Source organism: Niveispirillum sp. GW835-FHT14G11, assembly GCF_058793615.1.
In genome coordinates, this window is sequence record NZ_JBXAFZ010000014.1 from 1 (window position 1) to 25,597 (window position 25,597).

At 64.6% G+C, this 25,597-nt stretch carries 17 protein-coding genes and 2 pseudogenes; 12 read left to right on the top strand and 7 right to left on the bottom strand.

The window, feature by feature from the left end:
• Positions 1-159 (top strand): annotated as a pseudogene (locus AC1Q7F_RS23675) (electron transfer flavoprotein subunit alpha/FixB family protein); the annotation flags it as partial.
• Between the two features lie 78 nt (positions 160-237).
• On the opposite strand, the gene AC1Q7F_RS23680 reads toward AC1Q7F_RS23675, so the two are convergent.
• A complete protein-coding gene (locus tag AC1Q7F_RS23680; protein ID WP_492511168.1) occupies positions 238-474 on the bottom strand; it encodes a tyrosine-type recombinase/integrase in 237 nt (78 codons plus the stop codon).
• Between the two features lie 10 nt (positions 475-484).
• Between AC1Q7F_RS23680 and AC1Q7F_RS23685 the strand changes: the two are divergent.
• Positions 485-699: pseudogene (locus tag AC1Q7F_RS23685) on the top strand (DDE-type integrase/transposase/recombinase); the annotation flags it as partial.
• A 98-nt stretch (positions 700-797) separates the two neighbouring features.
• Here AC1Q7F_RS23685 and AC1Q7F_RS23690 read toward each other — a convergent pair.
• The 3 genes from AC1Q7F_RS23690 to aroQ are packed head-to-tail and all read right to left on the bottom strand — an operon-like array spanning position 798 to position 3,482.
• Positions 798-2,129: an MFS transporter gene (locus tag AC1Q7F_RS23690; RefSeq protein WP_492511006.1), complete on the bottom strand. Its 1,332-nt coding sequence runs from the start codon at positions 2,127-2,129 to the stop codon at positions 798-800.
• 52 nt (positions 2,130-2,181) lie between these two features.
• The gene (locus AC1Q7F_RS23695; protein ID WP_492511007.1) at positions 2,182-3,033 is read right to left on the bottom strand and encodes a shikimate dehydrogenase; all 852 of its coding nucleotides are present in this window, start codon (positions 3,031-3,033) and stop codon (positions 2,182-2,184) included.
• On the bottom strand, positions 3,030-3,482 hold the full coding sequence (gene aroQ, locus AC1Q7F_RS23700) for a type II 3-dehydroquinate dehydratase (RefSeq protein ID WP_492511169.1): 453 nt from the start codon (positions 3,480-3,482) through the stop codon (positions 3,030-3,032). Before aroQ ends, AC1Q7F_RS23695 begins: the two co-directional genes overlap by 4 nt.
• A gap of 168 nt (positions 3,483-3,650) precedes the next feature.
• On the opposite strand from aroQ, the gene AC1Q7F_RS23705 reads away from it, so the two are divergent.
• From AC1Q7F_RS23705 to AC1Q7F_RS23730, 6 genes are all read left to right on the top strand, one after another.
• Positions 3,651-5,543 carry a bifunctional sugar phosphate isomerase/epimerase/4-hydroxyphenylpyruvate dioxygenase family protein gene (locus tag AC1Q7F_RS23705; RefSeq protein ID WP_492511008.1) on the top strand — a complete coding sequence of 631 codons (1,893 nt, stop codon included), beginning with the start codon at positions 3,651-3,653 and terminating at the stop codon, positions 5,541-5,543.
• 48 nt (positions 5,544-5,591) lie between these two features.
• Positions 5,592-7,172, top strand: coding sequence for a carboxylesterase/lipase family protein (locus AC1Q7F_RS23710; RefSeq protein WP_492511009.1), 1,581 nt, complete (start codon positions 5,592-5,594; stop codon positions 7,170-7,172).
• 11 nt (positions 7,173-7,183) lie between these two features.
• Positions 7,184-7,666, top strand: a complete 483-nt coding sequence (locus tag AC1Q7F_RS23715; protein WP_492511010.1) for a DUF3237 family protein — start codon at positions 7,184-7,186, stop codon at positions 7,664-7,666.
• Between the two features lie 69 nt (positions 7,667-7,735).
• The gene (locus AC1Q7F_RS23720) at positions 7,736-8,404 is read left to right on the top strand and encodes a TetR/AcrR family transcriptional regulator (protein ID WP_492511011.1); all 669 of its coding nucleotides are present in this window, start codon (positions 7,736-7,738) and stop codon (positions 8,402-8,404) included.
• A gap of 175 nt (positions 8,405-8,579) precedes the next feature.
• Positions 8,580-9,665, top strand: coding sequence for an alpha/beta hydrolase fold domain-containing protein (locus AC1Q7F_RS23725; RefSeq protein WP_492511012.1), 1,086 nt, complete (start codon positions 8,580-8,582; stop codon positions 9,663-9,665).
• Positions 9,666-9,758: 93 nt separating this feature from the next.
• Positions 9,759-12,710: a TonB-dependent receptor domain-containing protein gene (locus AC1Q7F_RS23730; protein ID WP_492511013.1), complete on the top strand. Its 2,952-nt coding sequence runs from the start codon at positions 9,759-9,761 to the stop codon at positions 12,708-12,710.
• 381 nt (positions 12,711-13,091) lie between these two features.
• Here the strand turns inward: AC1Q7F_RS23730 and AC1Q7F_RS23735 are convergent, their stop codons facing one another.
• Positions 13,092-14,147 carry a LacI family DNA-binding transcriptional regulator gene (locus AC1Q7F_RS23735; protein ID WP_492511014.1) on the bottom strand — a complete coding sequence of 352 codons (1,056 nt, stop codon included), beginning with the start codon at positions 14,145-14,147 and terminating at the stop codon, positions 13,092-13,094.
• Between the two features lie 432 nt (positions 14,148-14,579).
• Here AC1Q7F_RS23735 and AC1Q7F_RS23740 point away from each other — a divergent pair, with 432 nt between their 5' ends.
• The 4 genes from AC1Q7F_RS23740 to AC1Q7F_RS23755 all read left to right on the top strand — a co-directional run bounded on the left by AC1Q7F_RS23740 (position 14,580) and on the right by AC1Q7F_RS23755 (position 22,548).
• Entirely contained in the window at positions 14,580-16,763 is a 2,184-nt protein-coding gene (locus AC1Q7F_RS23740) for a TonB-dependent receptor (protein WP_492511015.1), read from the top strand.
• A 103-nt stretch (positions 16,764-16,866) separates the two neighbouring features.
• Positions 16,867-19,068 (top strand): beta-glucosidase family protein, encoded by a 2,202-nt coding sequence (locus AC1Q7F_RS23745; RefSeq protein ID WP_492511016.1) that lies wholly within the window; start codon positions 16,867-16,869, stop codon positions 19,066-19,068.
• A gap of 10 nt (positions 19,069-19,078) precedes the next feature.
• Positions 19,079-21,034, top strand: a complete 1,956-nt coding sequence (locus AC1Q7F_RS23750) for a glycoside hydrolase family 3 protein (RefSeq protein ID WP_492511017.1) — start codon at positions 19,079-19,081, stop codon at positions 21,032-21,034.
• Between the two features lie 14 nt (positions 21,035-21,048).
• Complete coding sequence (locus tag AC1Q7F_RS23755; protein ID WP_492511018.1) at positions 21,049-22,548, top strand: carboxylesterase/lipase family protein; 1,500 nt, start codon at positions 21,049-21,051, stop codon at positions 22,546-22,548.
• Positions 22,549-22,788: 240 nt separating this feature from the next.
• On the opposite strand, the gene AC1Q7F_RS23760 is transcribed toward AC1Q7F_RS23755, so the two are convergent.
• Both AC1Q7F_RS23760 and AC1Q7F_RS23765 read right to left on the bottom strand, forming a co-directional pair.
• Positions 22,789-24,204, bottom strand: coding sequence for an NAD-dependent succinate-semialdehyde dehydrogenase (locus tag AC1Q7F_RS23760; RefSeq protein WP_492511019.1), 1,416 nt, complete (start codon positions 24,202-24,204; stop codon positions 22,789-22,791).
• Positions 24,204-25,580 (bottom strand): aminotransferase, encoded by a 1,377-nt coding sequence (locus AC1Q7F_RS23765; RefSeq protein WP_492511020.1) that lies wholly within the window; start codon positions 25,578-25,580, stop codon positions 24,204-24,206. Before AC1Q7F_RS23765 ends, AC1Q7F_RS23760 begins: the two co-directional genes overlap by 1 nt.
• Between the last annotated feature and the right edge of the window lie 17 nt (positions 25,581-25,597).

Consider the following 25,597-nt stretch of genomic DNA (forward strand, 5'->3'; position numbering starts at 1 on the left):
ATCAGCGGCGCCATCCAGCATCTGGCCGGCATGAAGGACAGCAAGGTCATCGTCGCCATCAACAAGGACGAGGAGGCGCCGATGTTCCAGGTCGCCGACTACGGCCTGGTTGGCGACCTGTTCAAGATCGTGCCCGAGCTGACAGAGGCGTTGGGGTGAAAGAATCTATCTTTCCCACTTTAACATGCAGAGCCTGAAGCCTGAACCACACGAAAATGAGGGAGTCTATTCGACGCTTCAGAACGCGCCGGATGGACTCTCTGGACCTATGAGCATACCGGCGCTTGTCTGCACTTGCGTGTGGCCCAGCAGCTTCCCAATCATCGGCAGTCCTCCGCCCAGGAACAGCGCGTCGCTGGCGAACGAATGTCGTAAATCGTGAAGGTGAGCATTGGCCAGTCCTGCATGTCGACGAATGCGCCGCCATGGTGGTTGCAGGTCACTGAGTCTGGCTCCCTCCTTTGTACCCGTTATGTACGGACATACCTACATTCCCATGCGGCGGGGCTTCTTGTACCTGATCGCCGCAATGGACTGGGCATCGCGTAAGGTGCTGGCCTGGAAACTGTCCAACAGCATGGACATTGATTTCTGCCTGGGGGCCCTTGCCAAGAGGCCATGGCCCGGAACGGCAAGCCGGAAATCTTCAACACCGACCAAGATGGCCAATTCACCAGCCCGCGCTCGGCGGACAGACTGTGTTTGGCGACGTGAACTGATCAGAACCAAGCTTGACGCCGAGCAAAAACTGTCCGGTCACTGGGGGACCAGCTCTGTTGCTGCTTGCATCCAGCCGCCTACCGGGACGACACCATCCAGGCCGCCGCCGCCGCGACCGCCAGCGGCACCGCATAGATAAGGAACAACATGCCCCGGTCGGTGCCGATCTCCATAAGGTAACCCGCCGCCAGTGGCCCCAGAATGGCACCGCTTCGGCCGACAGCCATGGCCGTGCCGATACCGGTTGTGCGGATTTCGGTGGGATAGAGCTGTGCCGCCATTGGATAGAAGGCGTTGAATCCGCCCTGGACCAGGATGCCCAGACCCAGGATGACCATGAAGGTGGCGGCAATAGGCATGGACACCCAGCCGAACAGCATCATCAGCACCGTGGCGCTGCCTAGAAATGCCGGGATCAGCCGGTTCAAGGGTAGGCGGGTGGCCAGCAGGCCGATGCCCGCGCTGCCGATAAAGGCGCCGATATTGAAGGTGGCCCCCGCCATGATCGCCTGGTCCAGTGCCAGACCGGCATTCACCGCGATGCGGGGGATCCAGCTGATCAGGAAATAAAGCCCGGCCCACCCCATGGTCATGCCCAACCAGAGGGCCCGGGTAGAGCGGGCCAGATGTCCCTCGAACAGGGCAGACAGCTTCACGCCGCGCTTTTCCGGCAGGGGTGGGGCATGTTCCAGCGGGGGCTGGCCCAGCATGCCCAGCAGCCGGTTCATACGGGCCAGCCGGTCAGGCGCATCCTGCCGGGCCAGGAACTGCAAGGATTCCGGCATCAGCCACGCCACAACCGGCAGGATGATCACCGAAAGCAGGCCCGAGCCGACAAACAGCGGCTTCCAGCCATAGGCCTGGATCAGGACGGCGGAGGCGAAGCCCGTCAGAATGGCGCCGATAGGCCAGCCCGCCTGCAGGAACGCAACCCAGAAACTGCGCAGCCGAGCATTGGAGAATTCAGAAGTGATCGAGGCCATGGAGGCCAGGATGGCGCCGATGCCCACTCCCGTTACCACACGCCAGACGGCCAGCATCACCATCTCATGCGCGGTGGCGGCCAGCAGCATGCCGGACCCGATCAGGGTGATGGCGATCAGCACCACCTTGCGCCGGCCGATCATGTCGGCCACCGGCCCCATCAGCATCGACCCGAAGGCCGTGCCCAGCAGGCTGGCCGTCAGCACGATGCCCAGCGCGCCGTCCTTCAGCCCCCATTCCTGGGCGATGACGGGGGCCGCATAGGTCAGCAGCACCACATCCACCCCGTCCAGCAGGTTCAGGACAAAACACAGCAGCACCACGATCAGGCGTTTGCGGCCCATGGGGGCTGCTTCCAGGGTGGCGAGGCGTTCCTGGAATTCGGCGGTGGCCCTGTCGGTCTTCGCAGCCGGTTTGTTCAACATTCTGTTCCTCCCTGGTCCGTGCAGGGCCTTCTGTCGGGCCCCGTCGCGGTGGTTAAGGCAGCATTGCCTTGAAATCCGCCCCCATGTCATCGGCATTCGGTTCGATGCCGGTGAAAAGCTGGAAGGCGCCCACCGCCTGGAACAGCGCCATGCCGCCGCCATCCAGGGTGCGGCAGCCGATGCGCCGCGCCGTGCGCAGCAATTCCGTCTCGATGGGGAAATAGATGATTTCCGCCACCCACAGGTCGGGGCGCAACAAGACTGCGCGCACCGGCAGCCCCGGATAATCGGCCATGCCGCGCGGTGTGGTGTTGACCAGGCCGTCGGCATGGGGCAGGGCTGTGTCAGGCGTCATCACCGCCCTGACCTTTCCGGGCCCGAACTGGCTGTTCAGACGGTCGGCCAGTTCCTGCGCCCGCGCCGTCTGCACGTCAAAGATCGAAAGGCTTTCCACACCCAGGCGCAGCAGAGCATAGCCGACGGCGGCCCCGGCCCCGCCCGCCCCCAACTGCACCACATGGCGCAGATCGGCATCGGGCAGGCCGCGCCGGAACCCCTCGGCGAAACCCCACCAGTCGGTATTGTGGCCGGTCTTGCGCCCGTCCTTCAGGACGACGGTATTGACGGCACCGATGGCGGCGGCTTCCGGTGACAGTTCGTCCAGCAGCGGGATCACCGCCTGCTTGCAGGGATGGGTGATGTTCAGGCCGTTGAAGCCGAAGCGCTGTGACCCCGCCACCAGATCGGGCAAGGCGGCCACATCCAGGCCCAACTGTTTCAGGTCGATCAGGCGATAGACATAGCGGAGGCCCTGACGCGCCCCCTCCTGCTCATGCATGCGCGGTGTCAGGGATGCCTGTATCCCCGACCCGATCAGGCCCGCGAGGATGGATTTCCCGCTCATGATGGGCTGTTCCCAAGGCTGTTGCCGAGAAAGGTGAGGGCGGCCAGATATCCATCGGCACCAAGGCCGCAAATGACACCTGTCGCCGCCAGCGAGACATAGGAATGGTGGCGGAAGGCTTCCCGCCGGTGGATATTGGTCAGATGCACCTCCACCACCGGAACGGCGCAGGCCAGCAGCGCATCCATGATGGCGACCGAGGTGTGGGTATAGGCGCCGGGATTGATGATGATCCCCGCCGCTTGCGCGCGCGCCGCATGGATCCAGTCGATCAGCGCGCCTTCATGGTTGCTCTGCCGGCAGATGACCGGCAAGCCCATCGCCAGCCCATGCCGGCGGCAACTTTCCTCGATATCGGCCAACGTGCGGCGACCGTACTTTTCCGGTTCGCGCATGCCCAACAAATTCAGGTTGGGCCCGTTCAGGATGTGAACAGGCTTTCGTTCCACAGGGTCCGGCACAATTCCCCCCTGCGCCCAGTGAAAGGCGATGTGCTTGTCGTTGATCGGCCCATGGCATTGGCCGTTGCGTGAATGTGTACGAAATAGTACGTTCACGTCAAGGCGCGTCTTTCAACGACCCGATAATCAGCAGCAATCATGAGAAGGGAGGGGCACATGCAACGGGCGGAAGTGCCGGCCGGCGGCCTGGCCAAATCCATCGCGACCGTGTCGATCAGCGGCACCCTGACCGGTAAGCTGGAGGCGGCGGCGGCGGCGGGGTTCAGCGGTGTCGAGATTTTCGAAAACGACCTTCTGACCTTCGATGGCCGCCCCGCCGATGTGCGGCGTATCGCGGCCGATCTGGGTCTGTCCATTACCATGTTCCAGCCCTTCCGCGATTTTGAGGGCATGCCCGGCACGCTGCGCACCCGCACCTTCGAACGGATGCTGCGCAAGTTCGATGTGATGGCGGAACTGGGCACCGATCTGCTGCTGGTCTGTTCCAACGTCTCACCACAATCGCTGCCGGAACGGGGGCGCATCGTGGATGATTTCCGCGACCTGGGCGAACTGGCCGCAGCGCGCGGGTTGCGGGTGGGGTACGAGGCGCTGGCCTGGGGCCGGCATGTGCATGATCACCGCGATGCCTGGGACATTGTCCACCGCGTCAATCATCCGAATATCGGCCTGATCCTGGATAGTTTCCATTCGCTGGCCCGCAATGTACCCATCGACAGCATCCGCGACATCGACCCGGCCAAGCTGTTCATCGTGCAGATCGCCGATGCCCCGCGCCTGGACATGGACCACCTGTACTGGAGCCGGCATTTCCGCAACATGCCGGGGCAGGGCGACCTGCCCATCACCGATTATGTGAAGGCGCTGATCGCCATCGGTTATCGCGGACCGCTGTCGCTGGAGATTTTCAACGATCGGTTCCGCGCCGGTTCTGCTTCCGGCATCGCACTGGATGGCTATCGCTCGCTGAAACTGGTGGAGGATGAGGCGCTGGCCCGGCTGAAGCGTCCGGTCACCATGCCGCCCCGCATCGATGTGCGAGGGGTGGAGTTCATCGAATTCGCCGCCACGGAGGAAGAGGCGGGGCCGCTGGGTGCGATGCTGGCCAGCATGGGCTTTGAACCGGTAGGGCGGCATATCAGCAAGGCCGTCACCCGCTGGCGCCAGGGCGATATCAACATCGTCCTGAATGGCGAGACGGAGGGTTTCGCGCACAGCCATTCCATCGTGCATGGCGCCTCGGTTTGTGCCTTGGCTCTGCGGGTGCATGATGTGCCGGCAGCACTGGCCCGTGCCGACAGCCTGCGCATCCCCCGCTTCGCCCAAGCGGTGGGGCCGGCGGAAATGGACATTCCCTGCGTACGCGGGGTGGGTGGCAGCCTGATCTATTTCATCGAGGACGGGACCCAGGAACAGGTCTGGCGCAACGATTTCGTACCCCTGACAGGGGCGGCGGTGCCCGGCGTCGGCCTGACCCGCATCGACCATATCGCCCAGGCCATGGGGTATGAGGAATTCCTGTCCTGGCTGCTCTATTATTTCGCGCTGTTCGATGTGACCAAGACACCGCAGCTGGAAATCGCCGATCCGCTGGGCATCGTCCATAGCCAGGCCATCGAGAATGGCGACCGTTCGTTCCGGGTCACCCTGAACGGCTCCGCGGCGGCACAGACCCTGACATCGCGCTTTCTGAACCATTATCTGGGCGCCGGTGTACAGCATGTGGCGCTGGCGACCGGTGACATCTTTGCGACCGCCAAGGCGTTGCAGGGAAGCGGGCTGGAACGGCTGCCCATCCCCCGCAACTACTATGACGATATCGAGGCGCGGTTCGGCCTGGACCCCGATCTGGTCGAACGGATGGCAGCACACGACATCCTGTATGACCGGACGGAGGAGGCGGAGTTCTTCCAGCTTTACTCCCGCGCCTTCGCCAAGCGCTTCTTTTTCGAATTTGTCGAACGCCGTGGCTACGACGCCTATGGCGCCGCCAATGCCGCTGTGCGGCTGGCGGCACAGTCCCGGTTCAACACCGACACGGTTTATTGAAGGCGCGCAGACAGCGCCCACCAAAAGCAACAGAATCATGGAGGAAACATGTCCATCTGGTCCCGCCTGCTGCTGGGCGTTGCCTGCCTGTCCCTGCCCGTTATGGCATCCGCCCAGACCGTGCAGGTCGAAGGCGGTGTCATTGAGGGCAAGCAACTGGATAGCGGCGTCAACGCTTTCCTGGGCATACCATTCGCCGCCCCGCCCCTACGTGATCTGCGCTGGCGTCCGCCGCAGCCGGTTACCCCCTGGAAAGGCGTGCTGCATGCAGACCGTTTCGCGCCCATGTGCCTGCAACCCATGCGCGGGTCCACCATCAATCACTATTTCGGGCATGAGGCGATCAGCGAGGATTGCCTGTACCTGAATGTCTGGGCCCCCAAGGAACCGGCACCGGCGGGCAAGCCCTATCCGGTCATGGTCTGGATCTATGGCGGGGCCTTCAATGTCGGCTCGGCCAGCATGCCCAACTATTCCGGGGAGTTCCTGGCAAGGCAGGGGGTGGTCTATGTCGCCGTCTCATACCGTGTCGGCACGCTGGGCTTTCTGGCCCATCCCGAACTGACGGCGGAAGGCGGGGGCCATTCCGGCAATTACGGGCTGCTGGACCAGATCCAGGGCCTGCGCTGGGTCCGCGATAATATCGCGGGCTTCGGTGGTGATCCCGGCAATGTCACCCTGGTGGGGCAATCGGCGGGCTCCATGTCCATCGGCCTGCTGATGGCCAGTCCGGCGGCCAAGGGGCTGTTCCACCGCGCCGTCGGCATGAGCGGCAGCCCCTTTGGCGCCCTGCTGCCCCCCATCCCGCTGGCTGATGCGGAGGCGGACGGTAAGCGGTTGCAGGATGCGCTGAAGGCCGGCTCCCTGGCCGACATGCGCGCGGTGGCTGGCGACCGGATCATCGCCACCCCCTTGCCGCGCCGCTCGCCCATCGTGCTGGACGGCAAGGTGCTGCCGCTTCCGCCCGATCAGGCGATGAGGGGCGACGGGCATAGCGATGTGCCGGTCATGATCGGCTTCACCCGCGATGAAAGCTTCCGCACGCTGGGCAGTGCTGCCGATCTACCCGCCTATGAGGCGCTGATCCGGCAATCCTTCCCTGGTGTGGCCGACAAGGTACTGAAAGCCTATACCGTCAAGGACCAAGGCGGCATCCCCCGCGCCATCACCGACATTCAGCGTGACGCCACCGTCGGCCGGCAGGTCGCGGCCTGGGCGCGGGCGCAGAAGCAGCCGGCCTATGTCTGGCTGTTCAAACGCCGCCACCCTTATACGCCGGGCATCCGCTTCGCCGATCATGATCCGGCGACGGTGGGCGCCTACCATACGGGCGATGTGCCCTATTGGCTGGGCACCCTGGAGGCGCTGAACCTATTCCGCCGCACCCGTGACTGGGAACCGGCAGATATGGAACTCGCCACCCGCATGCAGTCCATGCTGCTGTCCTTCGCCGGGGGCGGGGCACCGTCGCCGGACTGGCCGCGTTTCGACCCGAAGAAGCCGCGCCTGATGGAACTGGGTGAGCAGGTGCGGGTGGCGGACTGGCCGCGCTATGCCACGCTGGACCTGCTGGCCGGGTGGGAAGCGCCACCCCCGGCACCGGCCGGCACGCCGCGCGTGCGGGATTGAGCGAGGGTACGATGAAATACCTGTTTCTGTTCCTGATGCTGCTCTGTCCCGCCGCTATCCAGGCCTATGAACCGGTATCCGCACCCGGCCTGCGCCTGGTCCTGCAGGCCCGCGTTACCGTCGATCCGGCGGTGGAGGTGGGGGTCAGCGACCATGGCAAGCGCCGCTTCATCCCCATCACTGGCGGCACCTTCGCCGGAGAGGAGATCAAGGGGGAGGTGATGGCCGGTGGTGCCGACTGGCAGATCGACCGGCCCGATGGCGTGCGGGAGATCGAAGCGCTGTATTCCCTGCGCACCGATGATGGCGCCATCATCATTGTACATAACAAGGGCTTGTCGGTTCCCGACCCGCGTTACCTGATGACGGTGCCGGCCTTCCATGCGCCCGCCGGCAAATATGAATGGCTGAACCGTCGCATCTTCGTGGGAAGGATCACACCCGTGTCCGGCGGCGGGGCCGTGATCATCAGTGTGTTCGCAGCGGAAGGCTGAATTCGCTTCAAAACGCGCGGGGCCGCATTATCCTGTGGCCCCGCACCTCCATCATCCAACGGATCATCCATGAACGCCCCGGCGCCCAAGTCGAAATCGGCAACCCCGGCCCGCAACCCCCGCGCCGCCGAAGCTGATGAGACCAAGGCCAATATCCTGGCCGTGGCCCGCCGCGAATTCGCCGACAAGGGCCTGATGGGTGCCCGCATCGATGAGATCGCGGAAAAGACCGACACGTCAAAGCGGATGATCTACTACCATTTCGGATCGAAGGAAGGGCTGTATCAGGCGGTCCTGGAGCAGGAATATATCGCCATCCGTGATTCGGAAGCAGCATTGCCCATCCTGGATATCGGCGCGGAAGAGGCATTGAAAGCCCATATCCGCCTGACCTTCGATCACCATTTCAAGAACCCGGAATTCGTCCGGCTGGTGATGAACGAAAACATCCTGCACGGGTCGTTCATCGGCAAAGTCGACGGTATCAAACGCCGCAGCCAGCATGTGATCCAGGGCCTGAAAGCCATTCTGGACAAGGGTGTGGCCGAGGGACTGTTCCGGGCGGACATCGACCCGGTCGAGTTGCACATGACCATCAGCGCGCTGAGCTTCTACAACGTCTCCAACCGCTACACCTTCTCCACCATCTTCGGGTACGAGCTGGGGTCCGAAGAGGCTGCGGCACGACGCAAGGAGCAGGTGGTGGAGATCGTCATGACCTGGTGCCGCAAGGCCTGAACCCAACGACATTCTGACGTTTTCCAGCATCCGCAAAGAAACGCACTGCGGCATAACAAACACAATTGACGACGTACGAACTGTTTCGTACATTAACTCCATCGAAAGAAAAGTCGGGCCGTCTGGCATCGTCCGTCCGGACCCGCAAAATCAAAAATACGGTCGGGGGGAAAGAATGAAGCGTTCCGTCACCGCCATATCCGCATTCCTGTGCCTGTCGGCCATCGCCACCGGGCCTGTCGCCCATGCCGGTGGCGCCGATGTCGCGGCCAGTGCGGCTGTCGGCGCCTCGGTACAGCAGGTGGGTGCCGATACCTTTTCCACCATCACGGTTCCTTTCGCCGGTGGCGTGACGGGGATGCCCGATGTGGTCTACAAGACCGTGCCCGGTTACCGCCCCCTGAAGCTGGATCTGTTCCTGCCCCTGGGTGCCGGACAGGATGGCAAGAGCCGGCCCGTCATCGTCTATATCCATGGCGGCGGCTGGATGGGTGGCGGTCCACGCCGCAGTGCGGCCTTCCAGGATTGGCCCAAGGTCCTGGCCTCCATCGCGGCCCAGGGCTATGTCGTCGCCTCCGTGAGTTACCGGTTCTCCGGCGAGGCACCATTCCCCGCCGCCGCGAAGGATGTGAAATCTGCCATCCGCTGGCTGCGCGCCAATGGTTCCCGGTTCGGTGTCGATCCCGCGCGTTTTGCCGCCTGGGGACAGTCCGCCGGCGGTCATCTGGCGGCCCTGGTGGGTGCCAGCTGCGCCGACCCGGCCTTTGCGGAAGACGCGCCGGCCCCCGCACGGCCCGCCACCGTCGAAACCGTGCCTACGGGTGCGGGTGGGGTGGAACAGGCATCGGACTGTGTTCAGGCTGTCGTCTCCTGGTTCGGCATCTATGACCTTGCCACCATGCCCAGCTACCTGAACAAGGATGCCCCACCGACGGAGCCGATGCGCCGGTTCCTGGGCTGCACGGGTGCCGGCTGCGACGCTGACCGTGTACGCCAGGCCTCGCCCATCGCGCATGTTGATGCCAAGGACCCGCCCTTCCTGCTGATGCATGGCCGCGACGACAATGTCGTGCCGGTGGCGCAACAGGACCGGTTCGCCTCGGCCCTGGCCGCCGCAAAAGTCACTGTCAAGACGCGCATTTTCGACGGCGCCAACCATAGCTGGATCGCCGAGAAGCCCGAGCGCACGGCGGAGGTCAGCCGTCAGGCGCTGGCCGATACGCTTGACTTTATCCAGAAGGCAATCGGCCCCGCTCACTGACGGGGACCGGCCGCACAATCAGCAAAAGCAAAGCGGGGGCCCGTGCCGTTTGCCGGAGCGGTGACCCCTGGACGCCAAAAAGGGGAGGAAAACGTGGACAAGAAGATGTTGAAGACGCGCCCGCCGGTCCATGGCCGGTTGCGGCAAACGGCCTCGCCGCTGGCCCTGTCGCTGGCCGCAGGCATGATGCTGGCAGGCCCAGTGCTGGCGCAACAGGCCGACGCGGGCAAGGCCGAGCTGATCGAAGAGATCGTGGTCACCGGCTCCCTGATCCAGCGGCCCAATAATGTCGCGGTCAGCCCCATCACCACCGTGTCGACGGAATCCATCAAGGAAAGTGGCCAGGTGGAGGTTGAGGCGGCGCTGAACCAGCTGCCCTCCTTCACCGCTGCCGGCACCGCCAACACGGGTGGACAGGGCGGCGGTGGCCGCGCCACCTTGAACCTGCGCGGGCTCGGGTCCAACCGCAATTTGGTGCTGCTGAACGGCAAGCGCCTGCCCCTGTCGGACATCAACGGCAATGTCGATATCAACATCCTGCCGGAATCGGTCATTGGCAGTGTCGATGTGATCACGGGTGGTGCGTCCGCCATCTATGGTTCCGACGCCATGTCCGGTGTGGTCAATTTCAAGACCATCCAGCCCTTCGACGGCGTGCGCGCCGATGTACAGTTCGGTCAGGATGAGCGCGGCGACGTGTTCAAGAAATCCGCTTCCGTCGCCCTGGGCAGCAGCATCGGGGAGGACAGGGGCCATGTCCTGTTCAGCGCCAGCTATACCGACCGGCCGGGTCTGCAGGGCGCCAAACGGCCGTTCTTCCGGCTGGTGACCCCATCGGGTTTCATCGGCACGGGCACTTATGTGCCCAACGCCGCCAACCTGCCGACCCAGGCCGCCATCAACAGCGTGTTCAGCCGTTATGGCGTCACGCCGACGGTGGGGCGCACGCTGAATCTGGGCTTCAACAATGATGGCAGCCTGTTTGTGCAGACCGGTGCCCTCAACTACAAGGGGCCAACGGACAGCGAAGGCTATGCCGTCGTCGCCGGCAATGTCCGTATGCCCGTGGGCCAGCAGGTGCAGTTCCAGAACGCGCTGGAACGCAAGACGGCCTTCGGTTCCTTCGACTATGAACTGACGGAAAATATCACGGCCTATGGCCAGTTCATGTATGTCGACAGCGTCGTGCATACCGAAAGCGGCGGCAGCCTGACCCAGATCGGCAATCTGACCACCATTCCTGTCACCAATCCCTTCATCCCGGCCGACCTGCGCACCATTCTGGCCTCGCGCCCCAATCCCAACGCGCCCTTCACCTGGAACGGCCGTTATGTGGGCATCCCCGACAAGAACTGGGACGAGCAGTACAAGGTCAGCCAGTTCGCGCTGGGCTTTAAGGGCGATTTGGGTGGCACCTGGAAATGGGACCTCTATTCATCCTATGATGAAAGCCAGCATGATCAGGCGTTGAACAGCGCGGTGGTGAAAAGCCGGGTTCAGTCCCTGTTGAACGCCGCCGATGGCGGGGCCTCGCTGTGCGCGGGCGGGTTCAATCCGTTCGGCATGAACAATGCCATGAACATTTCCGACGCCTGCGAAACCTATATGACCAAGACGGCACTCAGCATGGAGAAGCTGACCCAGTCGCAGGTGCAGGCACAAATCTCCGGCCCCGTCGTGGAACTGCCGGCCGGTCCGCTGCAAGTGGCGGTCCTTGGCTCCTACCGGCGCAACACCTATCGCTTCACGCCGGACAGTGACCTCGTCACTCAGAATATCGAGGCGGTGACCGGTTCGGCGCCTGCGCGTGGCAATATCAACCTCAAGGAAATTGCCGGTCAGGTGGACATTCCGCTGATCAGTGGAGCGGATTTCGCCGAAGAACTGGCCGTCGGTGCCGCCGCCCGCTATTCGGACTATTCCACCACGGGCAGCGTCACCAGCTATGAAGGCGACATGCGCTGGAAACCGGTGAATTCCTTGATGCTGCGCGGGTCGTACCAGCGGGCGGTGCGCGCACCGAATATCGGTGAGCTGTTTTCTCCCCCCACCGGCACGCAGGTGCAGTTCGGCACGCCGCCGGCATCGGTGGGCGATCCCTGCGACGTCCGTTCCATCGCCCGGACAGGGGCAGGCGGTGCCCAGGTCCGCGCGCTCTGTATCGCGCAGGGTGTGCCCGCCAACACCATCGACACCTATACTTTCCCGACGACGGCCACGGGCGGCACCATCCGCGGCAACCTCGGCCTGACGCCGGAAAAGGCCGATACCTATAATGTCGGCGCCGTCTTCACGGTGCCGGGCGACAGCCCCTGGTATGGTGGCACCACCATCTCCGTCGATTACTACAACATCAAGATCAAGGAAGTGATCTCCGGTGTGCCGGGCCTGACCACCCTGTCCAAGTGCTATAATCTCGACGGCTCCAACCCCACCTATGCCGTGACCAATGAGTTCTGCCAGCTGCTGACCCGCGACGCGCAGGGACAGCTGCAGGATGTCAGCCTGCCGTTCCTGAACCTGGGCGGGCTGGAAACCGACGGCATCGACGTGCAGATCAACTGGTCCGCCAGCCTGTCGGATATCGGGGCCGATGTCGGCGACCCCAGTGCCGAGATTTATGTCACGCCGGTCATCGGCTGGGTCAACCACTACAACATCCAGACCCTGCCCGGCAGCGCCTTTCAGGATTATGTGAATACCAGCACGCTGGGCCGTGCCCTGCCGCGCTGGAAGGCGCTGACGACCATCGGCTACCGCTCCGACCTGTTCGGCGTCGGCCTGCGCTGGCGTTATCAGGGGGCGATGGACGACGTGACGGCAGTGACCACGCCGACCAATCCGGCGCCGGGCGTGCCCGCCTACAATCTGTTCGACCTGTTCGGTAATGTCCGGGTCAATGAGAGTATCGAACTGCGCGCCGGCGTCACCAACCTGTTTGACCGGGGTCTGCCCATCGTGTCCAGTTCCCAGAACAGCACTGATGTGGCGGTCTATGACGCGGTTGGCCGCTCCTACTATGTGGGGCTACGGGCGAAGTTCTGACATTCCTCTTTGATCGGGTCCGACTATAAATAGAGTCCGCTGGTTGGGTCCTGAGTTTGGCAGCCGTTCGGGACCGGGATCATGCCCCCGGTTCCGAACTTGCATTACAGTTTCGGTTAGTTTGTTCTCGTTTTAACACTTCAACAAGGCCTTGTAACAGATCAGGATTTCTGTGATTTTCCGGCTTCACGTGCGGTCATCGCAAACGCTCTATTGCCCTTGTTTTGAACCGCAGCTGTAATGCTACTGTTTCTTGTCTTGAACAGGGCTGAAAGCTAGTGGAAAACGCCCCCCTGAATGGACATCCGCCAAGGCTCAGATGGCCATCCTGTTCAGCGATAGGTTCCCAATAGCTGGGATGACATCGGGAAGCACGTCAACCTAACCCTGACAGCCCCTGATCGTGGGGGCTGCCGTGCTGTCGCGCACCACCAGTTCATGGACGAAAAACGGAAGCGGCGGGGGAGGGATGCTGCCGGTGCCCGTCGCCACGATATAGCCGGCCGCCGCCGCCCCCATGGCGAAAAGCGGCTGGCGCACTGTGGTCAGACCCGGCCAGATGTTGGATGCCAGGGTGATGTCGTCGATGCCGGCCACCGACAGGTCGGCCGGCACGCGAAACCCCTGCTGCTGCGCCACCGCCATGACCCCGATGGCCATGCTGTCATTGGCCGCGAAGATGGCGGTGGGCCGTTGCTCCAGCGCCAGCAGTTCCGCACCCGCCATCCGCCCCGATTCCCGGGTATAGTCGCCGTTGCGCATCAGGGTCGGATCGAAGGCGCCGGCCGCCGACATCACGTCGCGGAACGCCTGGAGGCGCAGTTCGGCCGACCCGAAATGGGCGCGGCCGCCGATGAAGCCGATGCGGCGATGGCCCAGGTCCAGCAGATACCGCGTCATGTCGGCCGCCGCCTTGTAATCGTCGATGCGCACCATGGCCGGCAGTTCGGCCATCTCCACGCCGGGACTGACCCGCACATAATGGCCGCGCCGTTCGGTCAGGACCTTCAGCAGGCGCGGATCGTCAGCCAGGCCCGGCATGATGATGAAGCCGTCCACCGCCGGCATGGAGATCAGCCGGGCCGCCCGTTCCTCAAATCCCTCATCCGTCATTGACAGCGGCTCCACCAGCAGGTGGAACCCCGCCGCCCGCGCCGCCGTCACCGCCCCCACCAGCAGGCCGGCAATATATTCATTCTGCAAGGACAGGGTAGGAAATTCCGGGTAGGTTCCGAAGACGAAGGCGATCATGTAGTTGCGCGCGGCCGACAGGCTGCGTGCCGACAGGTTGGGGGAATAATCCAGCGACGTCATCGCCGCCCGCACCCGTTCCCGCGTTGCCGGACTGGCTTTCGGCTCCCCGTTCATGACGCGCGACACGGTCTTGATCGACACGCCGGCCACGCGGGCCACGTCATGGATGGTGGGCTTGCTCACGAACCGGGGCGCTCCGCTTTTCCTGCTGTCGCATGCTTGTACCCCAGCCCTGCGCAGGCAGCAATGCGGACGGGGACAACGTTGGACATTTTGTCCTTGCGGACGATGGTTATCGATGGTAACAGATATTTCACGCCGGTGCCGTAGGGGCCGGCTATTTTCGGAACGACGGGGACAACGTTGTCCCTAAAGAATGTCGTCCGTAGAAGACCAGAACCCCTGAAGGGGACGATAACGGGAGGTTGACAATGACTTCATCCACACGCCCCGCCGCCATGGCCTGACGCATCGCGTCAGCGGCCGGCGCCTGTCCATTTCACCGATCCGCACGGACGTCGTCCGCGACGGAAACGGCCGGCCGTCGCCTGACTGGGTGTCGGGTGATCTTGTTCGCTTCCCCCAACGATCGAAAAGACGAAGAGGGAGTGAAAAATGTACAAGTCTCGCCTGCTTCTGGGTGCCGCCATGCTTGCCATGGCCCCCGGCTCCGCTGCCCTGGCTCAGGCCGCGGATAATGCGCTGCAGTTGGAGGAGATCGTGGTCACGGCGCAGCGCCGGGCCGAAAATCTCCAGGAGACGCCGATCTCCGTCTCCGCCATTACCGGGGACGGGCTGGAGAGCGCCGGCGTGAAGAGCGTCGTCGACCTGTCGGCGACCGTGCCCAGCCTGCAGATCACCAACACCGGCGGCGGCGCCTCGCAGATTTTCATGCGCGGCATCGGCAGCACGAACGTGACCGAGGTGGGCGATCCCGCCGTCGCCTATCATATTGACGGCATCTATATCGCCCGTGCCACGGCCACCGGCGCGCTGTTCTATGACATCGACCGGGTGGAGGTGCTGCGCGGGCCGCAGGGCACGCTGTATGGCCGCAATGCCACGGCCGGCGCCATCAACGTGATTACCCGCAAGCCGACGCCGCAGCTGGAAGGCTCCGCCGCGGTGGAGTTCGGCAACTACGATGCGCTGACCACCAGCGGCATGCTGAACGTGCCGCTGGACGACACGCTGGCGTTGCGCGCCGCGTTCCAGACGACGCGCCATGATGGCTATCAGAAGTCGATCACGCCGGGACCAGCGGCCGGCAACGACAAGGACAGCCAGGACGACAAGTCCGCGCGCCTGCAGGCGCTGTGGACGCCGACCGAGAAACTGTCGATCAACCTGCGCGCCGACTGGCTGAACCGGGGTGGCAATAATGGCGGCGACGTCGCCTATCCGCTGGAAACCGGTGATCCGCGCACCATCCTGTCGCGCGTCAACACCTATCGTGACAACACCTATTGGAGCGCCGGGACCGAGGTTAATTACGACCTGGACTTTGCCCAGCTGACCTATCTCGTCGGGTTCAATTCCGCCAAGGACAACCGCATCGGTGAGAACCCGGCCACCCATGCCCCCAATTATTTCCACGGGATCGACGAAACCTGGTCGCATGAACTGCGCCTGGGTGGAGAGACCGACAGCCTGAAATGGGTGATCGGCGGCTATTACTTCAAGGAGGACAATGACGTCGATTTCCGCATCTTCCAGGCCGACAACCGCTATCTGAGCTTCATCCAGCCTGACGTCTTCGCCTCCACCAAGGCGGTGTTCGGCCAGGCCACCTGGTCGGCGACGGACGCACTGCGCTTCACTGGCGGCCTGCGCTACACCAAGGACCGCAAGGGCCGCAATGGGGGCACCTATTTCACCAACAATGCCGGCGCCATCACCAGCACGGTGACGCTGAACGTGTCGGACAATAGCTGGGACAGCGTGAACTGGCGTGCCGGCGTCGATTACGACCTGGCTGAGGACAGCATGCTCTATGCGAACGTGGCCACGGGTTACAAGGCCGGCGGCTATTTCGACGGGGTGGAGCCCAACGACTACAAGCCGGAGGACATCACCTCCTATGAACTGGGCGTGAAGAATCGGCTGCTGGACAACCGGTTGCAGCTGAACGCATCCGCCTTCTATTACGATTACCGGGACTTCCAGGTCTCCGCCATCGGTACTATCGCCGGGCAGGATGCCACGGTGACACTGAATGCCGACAAGGCGGAAATCTACGGCCTGGAGCTGGAGACTGATTATCTGCTGACCGAGGCGGACCGTATCGACGCCAGCGTCTCCTGGCTGCATGCCCGATACAAGAAGTTCCTGCTGCCCCGCGGCGACAGTTTCGCCAACAACGCGGCCACCGCCAACGTCGCCCGCTGCTTTGTCGCCAACTACGCGGCACCGGCCCCGCGCGCGGCCGATTTCTCCGGCTGCCACATGGCGCGCACGCCGGAATGGTCGATCAATCTCGGATACCAGCATGAATTCACGCTGGCGTCGGGGGCCAGCCTGACGGCGCGGGTCCAGACCCACTATGAATCGTCCAAGTATCTGGAATATCACGGCTTCCTTCAGAACAAGGAAGGTGACTTCACCCGCACCGACCTGAACCTGACCTACAAGCCTTCCGAGGGGGCCTGGACCATCATGGCCTTCGTCCGCAACCTGGAGAATGACGACGTCCGCACGACGTCCGGCCCCAACGCCACCGCCGGCCTTGCCACCAACGGCAATGGTGATTTCTACGCCCCGCCGCGCACCTACGGCGTGCGCTTCGGCATCGATTTCTGATCTTCCTCCGGCGCGGGCGGGCTTCCGGGCACCTCCCTTCCATTCCACCGGAAACGGGTCCGCCCGCGCCGCTTTTTCACAAAGACATTCCCTGGAGGCATTGATGAATATCCATCGTTTGTTCAAGAGCGGCTTGGCTGCCGGATTGTGTCTCACGGCGCTGGGTGTGGGACCGCAGGCGGCCGGGGCGAAGGATTGGCGGGACAGCAAGCTGCCGCCCGACGAACGGGCCCGGCTGCTGGATGCGGAGCTGACGCCGGATGAACGGATCGGCCTGCTGCACGGCCCCATGGCGCTGCCCTTCAAGATCGACCGTTTGCCCGAGGGCGCCATCGGCGGCGCCGGCTATATCCCCGGCGTGCCGCGCCTGGGCATCCCGGCGCTGAAGGAAACCGACGCCAGCCTGGGCGTCACCAACCCGATGGGCATCCGGCCCGGTGACACGGCCACAGCCCTGCCGTCCGGTCTGGCGCTGGCCGCCAGTTTCAACCCCAAGCTGGCCCATGATGGCGGCGCCATGATCGCGCGCGAGGCGGTGGCAAAGGGGTTCAACGTGCTGCTGGCCGGCGGTGCCAACCTGGCCCGCGATCCGCGCAACGGCCGCAATTTCGAATATCTGGGCGAGGATCCCTGGCTGGCCGGCGTGATGGCGGGCGAGAGCATCAAGGGCATCCAGTCGCAGAACATCGTCTCCACCATCAAGCATTTCAGCCTGAACGGCCAGGAGACCAACCGCCACTGGGCCAATTCCGTCATCGATGAGGCGGCGCATCGCGAAAGCGACCTGCTGGCCTTCCAGATCGCCATCGAGCGCGGGCAGCCCGGCTCCGTCATGTGCGCCTATAATCTGGTGAACAGCGCCTATTCCTGCGGCAGCGACCATCTGCTGAACAAGGTGCTGAAGGGCGACTGGGGCTACAAGGGCTGGGTGATGTCGGACTGGGGGGCCGTGCACGCCACCGACTATGCCGCCAAGGGCCTGGACCAGCAGTCGGGCGAACAGCTGGACGACCAGGTCTGGTTCGGCGATGCGCTGAAGCAGGCCAGTGCCGCCGGCACCATCCCGGCCGCACGCCTGTCCGACATGTCGCGGCGTATTCTGCGGTCGATGTTCGCCGCCGGCCTGTTCGAGGACAGGCCGGTCCCGGCCATCGACAAGGCCGCGCATGAGGCCGTCGCCAGGCAGGTGGCCGATGAAGGCATCGTGTTGCTGTCCAATCCCAGGGGCATCCTGCCGCTGGCGGCAGGCGTAAAGAAGGTGGCCGTGATCGGCGGCCATGCCGATAGCGGCGTCCTGTCGGGTGCCGGGTCATCGCAGGTAACCGGCCATGGCGGCAACCCCACCGTCATCCCCGTGGGGGGCGAGGGCTTCATGGCCGTCTGGCTGCGTCAGGCCTATCACAATTCATCACCCTTGAAGGCGCTGCGCGCCGCCTTGCCCGGCGCCGCGGTCAGCTTCAATGACGGGCGCTATCCGGCCGCCGCGGCCGCCCTGGCCCGGGATGCCGATGTCGTCATCATCTTCGCCAACCAGTGGATGTCGGAAGGGCTGGATGCCTATGACATCTCCCTGCCGCAGGGCCAGGACCAGCTGATCGAAGCGGTGGCGGCGGCCAATCCCAACAGCATCGTTGTCTTGCAGACGGGCGGCCCGGTGCTGATGCCCTGGCTGGACAAGGTCGGCGGCGTCGTTTCCGCCTGGTACAGCGGCCAGAAGGGAGGCGAGGCCATCGCCGATATCCTGACCGGCAAGGTCAACCCGTCCGGCCGCCTGCCGGTGACCTTCCCGGCCAGCCTGGATCAGTATCCGCGCCCCAGCCTGCCGGGCTGGGGCCTGCCGGAGAAGCAACAGTTCGATGTGGTGTATGAGGAGGGTTCCGACGTGGGCTACCGCCGTTTCGCGGCAAAGGGGATGAAGCCGCTGTTTCCCTTCGGCCATGGCCTGTCCTACACGACCTTCACCTATGACAAGCTGCGGGTGAAAGGGGGGGACACGCTGACCGTCAGTTTCGAGGTGACCAATACCGGTAAGCTGCAAGGCAAGGACGCGCCGCAGATCTATCTGGCGGGTGCCGCCGGCAAGCCCCTGCGCCGCCTGATCGGGTTCGAGAAGGTGGACCTGAAGCCCGGCGAGCGCCGCACCGTGACCGTGAAGGCCGATCCCCGCCTGCTGGCCCATTTCGATGAGGCCGGGCATCAGTGGCGCATCGATGGCGGCGATTACGATGTCGCCGTCGGCCCGTCGGCGGCCCAGACCGTGCTGTCGGGCAAGGCCCGCGTCAGCCAGCGCACGTTGAAGCCGTAAGGGGGCTTGCATGTCGAACCGAACCACCACCGGGCTGGTGTCGATGGCGGCCCTGCTGCTGGCCACCGGCGGCCATGCCGCGCCACCGCAGCCGGCCCTGCCCGCCGGCCAGCCGCAGGTGAAGGCCGACGGGCTGTCCTTCCGCGACCTGAACCGCGATGGCAAACTGAACCCCTATGAGGATTGGCGCCTGTCGCCGGAACAGCGCACCGCCGATCTGGTGTCGCGCATGACGCTGGCGGAGAAGGCGGGGGAGGCGGTGCACGGCACCGCCCCCATCCAGGGCGGCCCGATGTTTGCCGGCCCGGCCTATGACGCCGATGCCGCCCGCGCCATGATCCTGGACCGCCACGTCACCTCCATGATCACCCGCATGGCGGTGCCGCCGGTGGATTTCGCGGTGCAGAACAACCGGTTGCAGGAGATCGCGGCCGGCGGCCGGCTGGGCATCCCGGTCATGGTCTCCACCGACCCGCGCAGCCATTTCCAGGTGACGGCCGGGGCCAGCGTCACGGTCAGCGGCTTCTCGCAATGGCCGGAAACGCTGGGCCTGGGCGCCATCGACGATCCGGCCCTGACCCGGACGTTTGCGGCCATGGTGCGCGACGAATACCGGGCCGTGGGCATCTCCATGGCGCTGTCGCCGCAGGCCGACCTGGGCACCGAACCCCGCTGGTCCCGCCTGAACGGCACGTTCGGGGAGGACCCGGCCCGCGTGTCGGCACAGGTGAAAGCCTATGTCCAGGGCATGCAGGGGGCCGATGCCGGTCTGGCGGCGGGTGGCGTGGCCACCGTGGTCAAGCACTGGGTCGGCTATGGTGCCGCGGTCGACGGCTATGACGGCCATAATTACTATGGCCGCTTCACCGATTTCACCAAGGGCGGGTTCGACCGGCATGTCGCGGCCTTCCAGGGCGCATTCGAGGCCGGGGCCACCGGCATCATGCCCACCTATACGATCCAGAAGGGGCTGACCCTGAACGGCAAGCCGGTGGAACCGGTGGGTGGCGGCTATTCCAGCGAGCTGCTGACTGATCTGCTGCGCGGCACGCACCGGTTCCAGGGGCTGATCCTGTCCGACTGGGCCATCACCCATGACTGCAATGAAAGCTGCCGCACCGGCACGCCGCCGCAGGTCCCGCAGGAAATCGCCATGCCCTGGGGCGTGGAGAGCCTGACCAAGCCGCAGCGCTTCGCCAAGGGCATGCTGGCCGGCATCGACCAGTTCGGCGGGGTGGATGACGGCACCGCCCTGCGCGAGGCGGTGCAACAGAAGCTGCTGCCCGAGGCCCGGCTGGACGCGGCGGTGGCCCGCATCCTGGCGCTGAAGATCCAGTTGGGCCTGTTCGAGAATCCCTTCGTCGATGCGACCCGTGCCGCCGCCATCGTCGGTTCGGCCGACAAGGTGGCGGCCGGACGTGCCGCCCAGGCGCGGGCGCTGGTGGTGCTGGAGAACAGGCTGGGACCCGTGGCCCTTCCCGACAAGGGGAAGCGCCTGTTCCTCTCCGGTGTCGATCCTGCAGTTGCACGGGCAGCCGGCTTTACCATCGCCGACAGCCCGGCCCAGGCCGATCTCAGCCTGATCCGCCTGTCCACCCCGTACCAGAAGCTGCATCCCGATTATTTCTTCGGCTCACGCCAGCATGAGGGCGACCTGGATTTCAAACCGGACAGTGCCGGTCTGGCCGTGGTGAAGCAGGCGGCGGCGGCGGGGGCGCCGGTCATCCTGGTGGTGGACATGGACCGGCCGGCCATCGTTGCGGCGGTGCGCCCGCATGCATCCCTGCTGCTGGCCGCGTTCGGTATTGGCGATGCGGCCCTGTTCAATGCGCTGCGCGGGACGGTGGCGGCCAAGGGGCGCCTGCCGTTCGAGCTGCCATCCGACATGTCCGCCGTGCGGGCACAGTCGCCGGCCCTTCCGCATGACAGCGCCGATCCGCTTTATCCCATCGGCTTTGGCCGTTGAACCGGGGGTTGATGATGCGTCACCTGTTGCTTGCCCTGCTGCTGTTTCTGGCCCCCGCCGCCGCCCATGCCCGGCCTGTCGCCGTCGATGGCGGCCAGGTGGAAGGCGTGGCGGACGGCGATATCCTGGCCTTCAAGGGCATTCCCTATGCCGCCGCACCGGTGGGGGCGCTGCGCTGGCGCCCGCCAGCGCCTGTGCCCGCGTGGCAGGGAGTGCGCAAGGCCGATACCTATGGGCTGGACTGCCTGCAGAGCCCGTTTCCCGGCGATGCCGCCCCGCTGGGCGGGCCGATGGGGGAGGATTGCCTGTATGTGAATGTCTGGGCGCCCAAGCCGCAGGCGGGGGCCAAGCGCCCCGTCATGGTCTGGATCCATGGCGGCGGCTTCGTCAATGGCGGATCGTCACCCGCCGTCTATGACGGGTCGGCCTTTGCCCGGTCGGGCGTGGTGCTGGTCAGCCTGAATTACCGCCTGGGCCGCTTCGGCTTCTTTGCCCATCCGGCCCTGACGGCGGAAGCGGGGCCGAGGATGACCGGCAATTTCGGATTCATGGATCAGGTGGCGGCCCTGCAATGGGTCCGCCGCAACATCGCGTCCTTCGGCGGCGATCCGGCCAATGTCACCCTGTTCGGGGAAAGTGCCGGCGGCCGGTCGGTGCATGTCCTGCTGACCGCACCCGCGGCCAAGGGCCTGTTCGACAAGGCGATCATCATGTCGGGTGGGGGCCGGTCCACGGGCCTGGGCCTGCTGCCGCTGGCCGAGGCGGAAAAGCGCGGCGTGACCTTCGCCCGCAAGGCGGGGGTGGAGGAGGAGGGCGCCACCGGTCTGGCGGCGCTGCGCGCCCTGCCGGCCGACCGCATTGTTGATGGGCTGGACATGCGCTCCATCATGGGCAATGGCGTCGACCATTATGCCGGCCCCATGCTGGACGGCAAATTCCTGGTCGAGGAACCGGCCAAGGCCGTCGCGGCAGGCCGGGTGCAATACATGCCGATGATGATCGGCGCCACCGGCCTGGACGGTTTTCCCATCGGTGATGCCGAAGCGCTGCTGAAGGGCTTCGGCGCCAGGGAGGCGGCGGCCCGCCAGGCCTATGCCAGCCCGACGCCGCTGCTGACCACCTGGAAGATCGTGGGCGACCGCCTGTTCATCGAACCGGCGCGGTACCTGGCGCGGCAATGGGTGGCGGCGGGGCAGCCGACCTTCACCTACCGTTTCTCCCATGTCGCGCAAAGCCAGCGGGAGAAAATGCCCGGCGCCACCCATGCCAGCGAAATCCCCTACGCCTTCCGCACCATCGACGCCCGCTATCCCGGTGCCGTCGCCCCAGCCGACCAAGCCATCGCCAAGGCGTTCCACGACCATTTCGTGGCCTTCGCCGCGACGGGCGCGCCGGGTTACCCGGCCTATGTCCCGGCGCAGGACCGGCTGATGGATTACGGGGCCCACGGGGCGGCCTTCATCGCCGATCCGTTGCGGGAACGCCTGGACCTGATGGAGGGGATACAGCCATAGCCATCACCGTGTCAGGGGGAAGCACGGCTCTGGAGGCTGTCAGGTTGAGGGGGAATCGAGGTGGTTCTGCCTCAACATCCTGCTGAAAACTATTTCCTGCCCGCCGCCCTGACCCTCCGGCATGCACCGGCAGCCGATTGCGGGACCATCATCGCCGATTTCCAAGGCATGATCCGGCGCCGGGTAGAAAGGTACATCACCAAAACTGCGTCAGAGCCAATTTTCGACGCCTATACAGGGTCAAACTTTAATGCCGATTGACAGATTGTGATGAACGGTTACCAGTTTGGGTGCCAGATAGGGGGCCAGCCCCTCCATGCCGCCTTCACGGCCGAAGCCGCTGTCCTGCACGCCGCCAAATGGCGTTTCGGGCAGTGCGATGGGTGCGGCATTGATGGACAGCATGCCGCAATCGACACGGTCCGCGAAATAGGCCTGACGTCGCGCTTCGTCGGTGAAGAGGTAGGCGGCCAGGCCGAAGGGCAGGGCATTAGCAATTGCCAGCGCTTCCTCGTCATTGTCGAAGGGATGCAGGGTCGCGACGGGACCGAACGGTTCTTCCCGCAGGATGGCGGCGTCGGCTGGCACATCGGCAAGGAAGGTGGCCGGATATTGGCAGCGCGCTGGCGGGCCGCCGCCCAGCAGCAGCCGTGCCCCCCGGTCCACCGCCTCATCAACCAGGGCTGACACCGCCGCCGCCCGGCGTGGATTGATCAACGGCGGCAGGGTGAGCGCTGACGCCCCTTCCAGCATGGCAGTGACAAAGGCGTCATAGAGGCTGCGATGGATCAGGAACCGCGTGGGCGCGATACAGGCCTGTCCGGCATTCCGGAACTTCATGGGCAGCAGCGCCTTGGCAGCGGCGATCGGGTCTGCGTCTGCGGCCACAATGACCGCCGCATGCCCGCCCAGTTCCATGGTGCAGGGCTTCATGGCGGCCCCCGCCAGGGCCGCTATATGTTTGCCCACCGGAACCGAACCCGTGAAGGAAACCTTCCGCACCACCGGGTCAGCGATCAGGGTGCGGGAGATGCTGGCCGGGTCGCCCAGGACAAGGGACAGCACTTCGCCCGGCAATCCCGCCTCGATCAGCAGGTCGGTCAGGATCACACACGCACCCGGTGCTTCCTCCGACGGTTTCAGAATGATGGAACAGCCGGCGGCCAGGGCCGGGGCGATCTTGCGGATGGCCTGCGACAATGGAAAATTCCAGGGGGTGAAGGCGGCGACCGGACCGATCGGCACCTGCCTTACCTCCAGATGCTGATCGGGATGACGTCCCGGTATCACGCGCCCATAGGAGCGTCGCCCTTCCTCGGCGAACCAATCGATCACATCGGCACAGGCAGCAACCTCCGTCCGCGCCTCGGCCAGCGGCTTGCCCTGCTCGGTCGTGATCAAGGTCGCTATTTCCTCTGTCCGGTCACGCAGCCCGTCCGCCGCCCGGCGCAAAACGCGGCTGCGATCCAGGGGAGAAGTCCGCGACCATCGGGCAAATCCACGCGCGGCGGCGGCGGTGGCATCCGCCAGATCCTGCATGCCGGCATGCCTGATCTGCCCGACCACATCACCGCTGGCCGGTGACAGGACATCTGTCTCTCCGGGGCCGGTACCATCGCGCCAGACGCCGCCGATGAACTGCTGATACTGACGCATCACATCCTCCCCAGATTGCGGGCGGCCCAATTGAGGGAGGATTCCAGCCGGTCCAGCAGCAGGGTCAGATCATCCGGCCCGATGATCAGGGGTGGGGCGATGGCGATGCTGTCATTGGACAGGACCCGCAGGATAACGCCATTTTCCTGCAAATGCGCCGCCACGCCCTTGGCCACGCCCTGGGCTGGATCGAAGAAACGGCGGGTCGCCTTGTCATCCACCAGCTGCACCGCCGCGACCAGACCGTCGCCCCGTACCTCCCCCACCAGCGGGTGGTTATGCAGGGCGGCCAGACGGTCATGCAGGACGCGGCCCATGCGGCGGACATGCGACAACAGGTCACGTTCCTGATAGATGTCCAGCACCTCCATGGCCACGGCCGCACCCACCGGATGGCCGGCATAGGTATAGCCATGGCCGAAGGTGCCGCGCCGGCCGCTTTCCGCCGCGATCACGTTGAACACGCGGTCGGTCATCAGGATGGCGGACAGGGGGAAGGCGGCGGATGTAATCTGCTTGCCCAGCGTCATGATGTCTGGCGTGACGCCAAAATACGTCGATCCGAACATGGTGCCCAGCCGCCCGAAACCGCAGATCACCTCATCCGCGATCAACAGGATATCGTATCGGCGCAGGACCGCCTGGATCTTGGGGAAATAGGTTTCGGGCGGAAACAGCACGCCGCCCACGCCCATCATCGGTTCGGCAATCATGGCCGCGATGGTTTCGGGCCCTTCGGCCAGGATCAGCCGTTCCAGACTGTCGGCCAGCCGTGTGGCGTAATCGGCCTCACTCTCCCCCGGTTCGGCAAAGCGCCAGAAATGCGGGCAGTCGGTATGGATGAAGCGGTCGATGGGCAGATCAAAACCGCCATTGATGGCCGCCAACTGGGTCATGCTGCCGCTGGCCACCGTCACGCCGTGATAGGCCTGACGCCGGGCGATGATCTTCTTCTTGGCCGGTTGGCCCAGGGCGTTGTGATAGTACCAGGCCAGTTTCACCGCCGTGTCATTGGCTTCCGACCCTGACGTGGCGAACATCACCCGGTTCAGGTCACCCGGCGCCATTTCGGCCAGACGTTCAGCCAGCGCCACCGGCACATCGGCAGTCTTGGCCGCGAAATTATGATAATAGGACAGGCGCCGCATCTGCCGGGCCGCCGCATCGGCCAGACGCGGTTCGTTGAAACCCAGGCCCGCGCACCACAGGGCCGCGACCCCTTCGATATAGGATCGTCCCTGCGCATCCTTCACGCGCACGCCGTCGCCTTCCACCATCAGCATCGATCCGGTCTGCTGATGCTTTTCCAGATCGGTGTTGGAATGGACATAATGGTCAAGGGCGGCCTGGGACAGGGCCTGCGGATTGGGAAACATGCTACACCTCGGATCAT

What these genes read in the sequence shown, in the direction of transcription:
- AC1Q7F_RS23690 (WP_492511006.1), bottom strand. Translation starts at nt 2,129, where the DNA reads ATGTTGAACAAACCGGCTGCGAAGACCGACAGGGCCACCGCCGAATTC.
- AC1Q7F_RS23695 (WP_492511007.1), bottom strand. Translation starts at nt 3,033, where the DNA reads ATGAGCGGGAAATCCATCCTCGCGGGCCTGATCGGGTCGGGGATACAG.
- AC1Q7F_RS23705 (WP_492511008.1), top strand. Translation starts at nt 3,651, where the DNA reads ATGCAACGGGCGGAAGTGCCGGCCGGCGGCCTGGCCAAATCCATCGCG.
- AC1Q7F_RS23710 (WP_492511009.1), top strand. Translation starts at nt 5,592, where the DNA reads ATGTCCATCTGGTCCCGCCTGCTGCTGGGCGTTGCCTGCCTGTCCCTG.
- AC1Q7F_RS23715 (WP_492511010.1), top strand. Translation starts at nt 7,184, where the DNA reads ATGAAATACCTGTTTCTGTTCCTGATGCTGCTCTGTCCCGCCGCTATC.
- AC1Q7F_RS23720 (WP_492511011.1), top strand. Translation starts at nt 7,736, where the DNA reads ATGAACGCCCCGGCGCCCAAGTCGAAATCGGCAACCCCGGCCCGCAAC.
- AC1Q7F_RS23725 (WP_492511012.1), top strand. Translation starts at nt 8,580, where the DNA reads ATGAAGCGTTCCGTCACCGCCATATCCGCATTCCTGTGCCTGTCGGCC.
- AC1Q7F_RS23740 (WP_492511015.1), top strand. Translation starts at nt 14,580, where the DNA reads ATGTACAAGTCTCGCCTGCTTCTGGGTGCCGCCATGCTTGCCATGGCC.
- AC1Q7F_RS23745 (WP_492511016.1), top strand. Translation starts at nt 16,867, where the DNA reads ATGAATATCCATCGTTTGTTCAAGAGCGGCTTGGCTGCCGGATTGTGT.
- AC1Q7F_RS23750 (WP_492511017.1), top strand. Translation starts at nt 19,079, where the DNA reads ATGTCGAACCGAACCACCACCGGGCTGGTGTCGATGGCGGCCCTGCTG.
- AC1Q7F_RS23755 (WP_492511018.1), top strand. Translation starts at nt 21,049, where the DNA reads ATGCGTCACCTGTTGCTTGCCCTGCTGCTGTTTCTGGCCCCCGCCGCC.
- AC1Q7F_RS23760 (WP_492511019.1), bottom strand. Translation starts at nt 24,204, where the DNA reads ATGCGTCAGTATCAGCAGTTCATCGGCGGCGTCTGGCGCGATGGTACC.
- AC1Q7F_RS23765 (WP_492511020.1), bottom strand. Translation starts at nt 25,580, where the DNA reads ATGTTTCCCAATCCGCAGGCCCTGTCCCAGGCCGCCCTTGACCATTAT.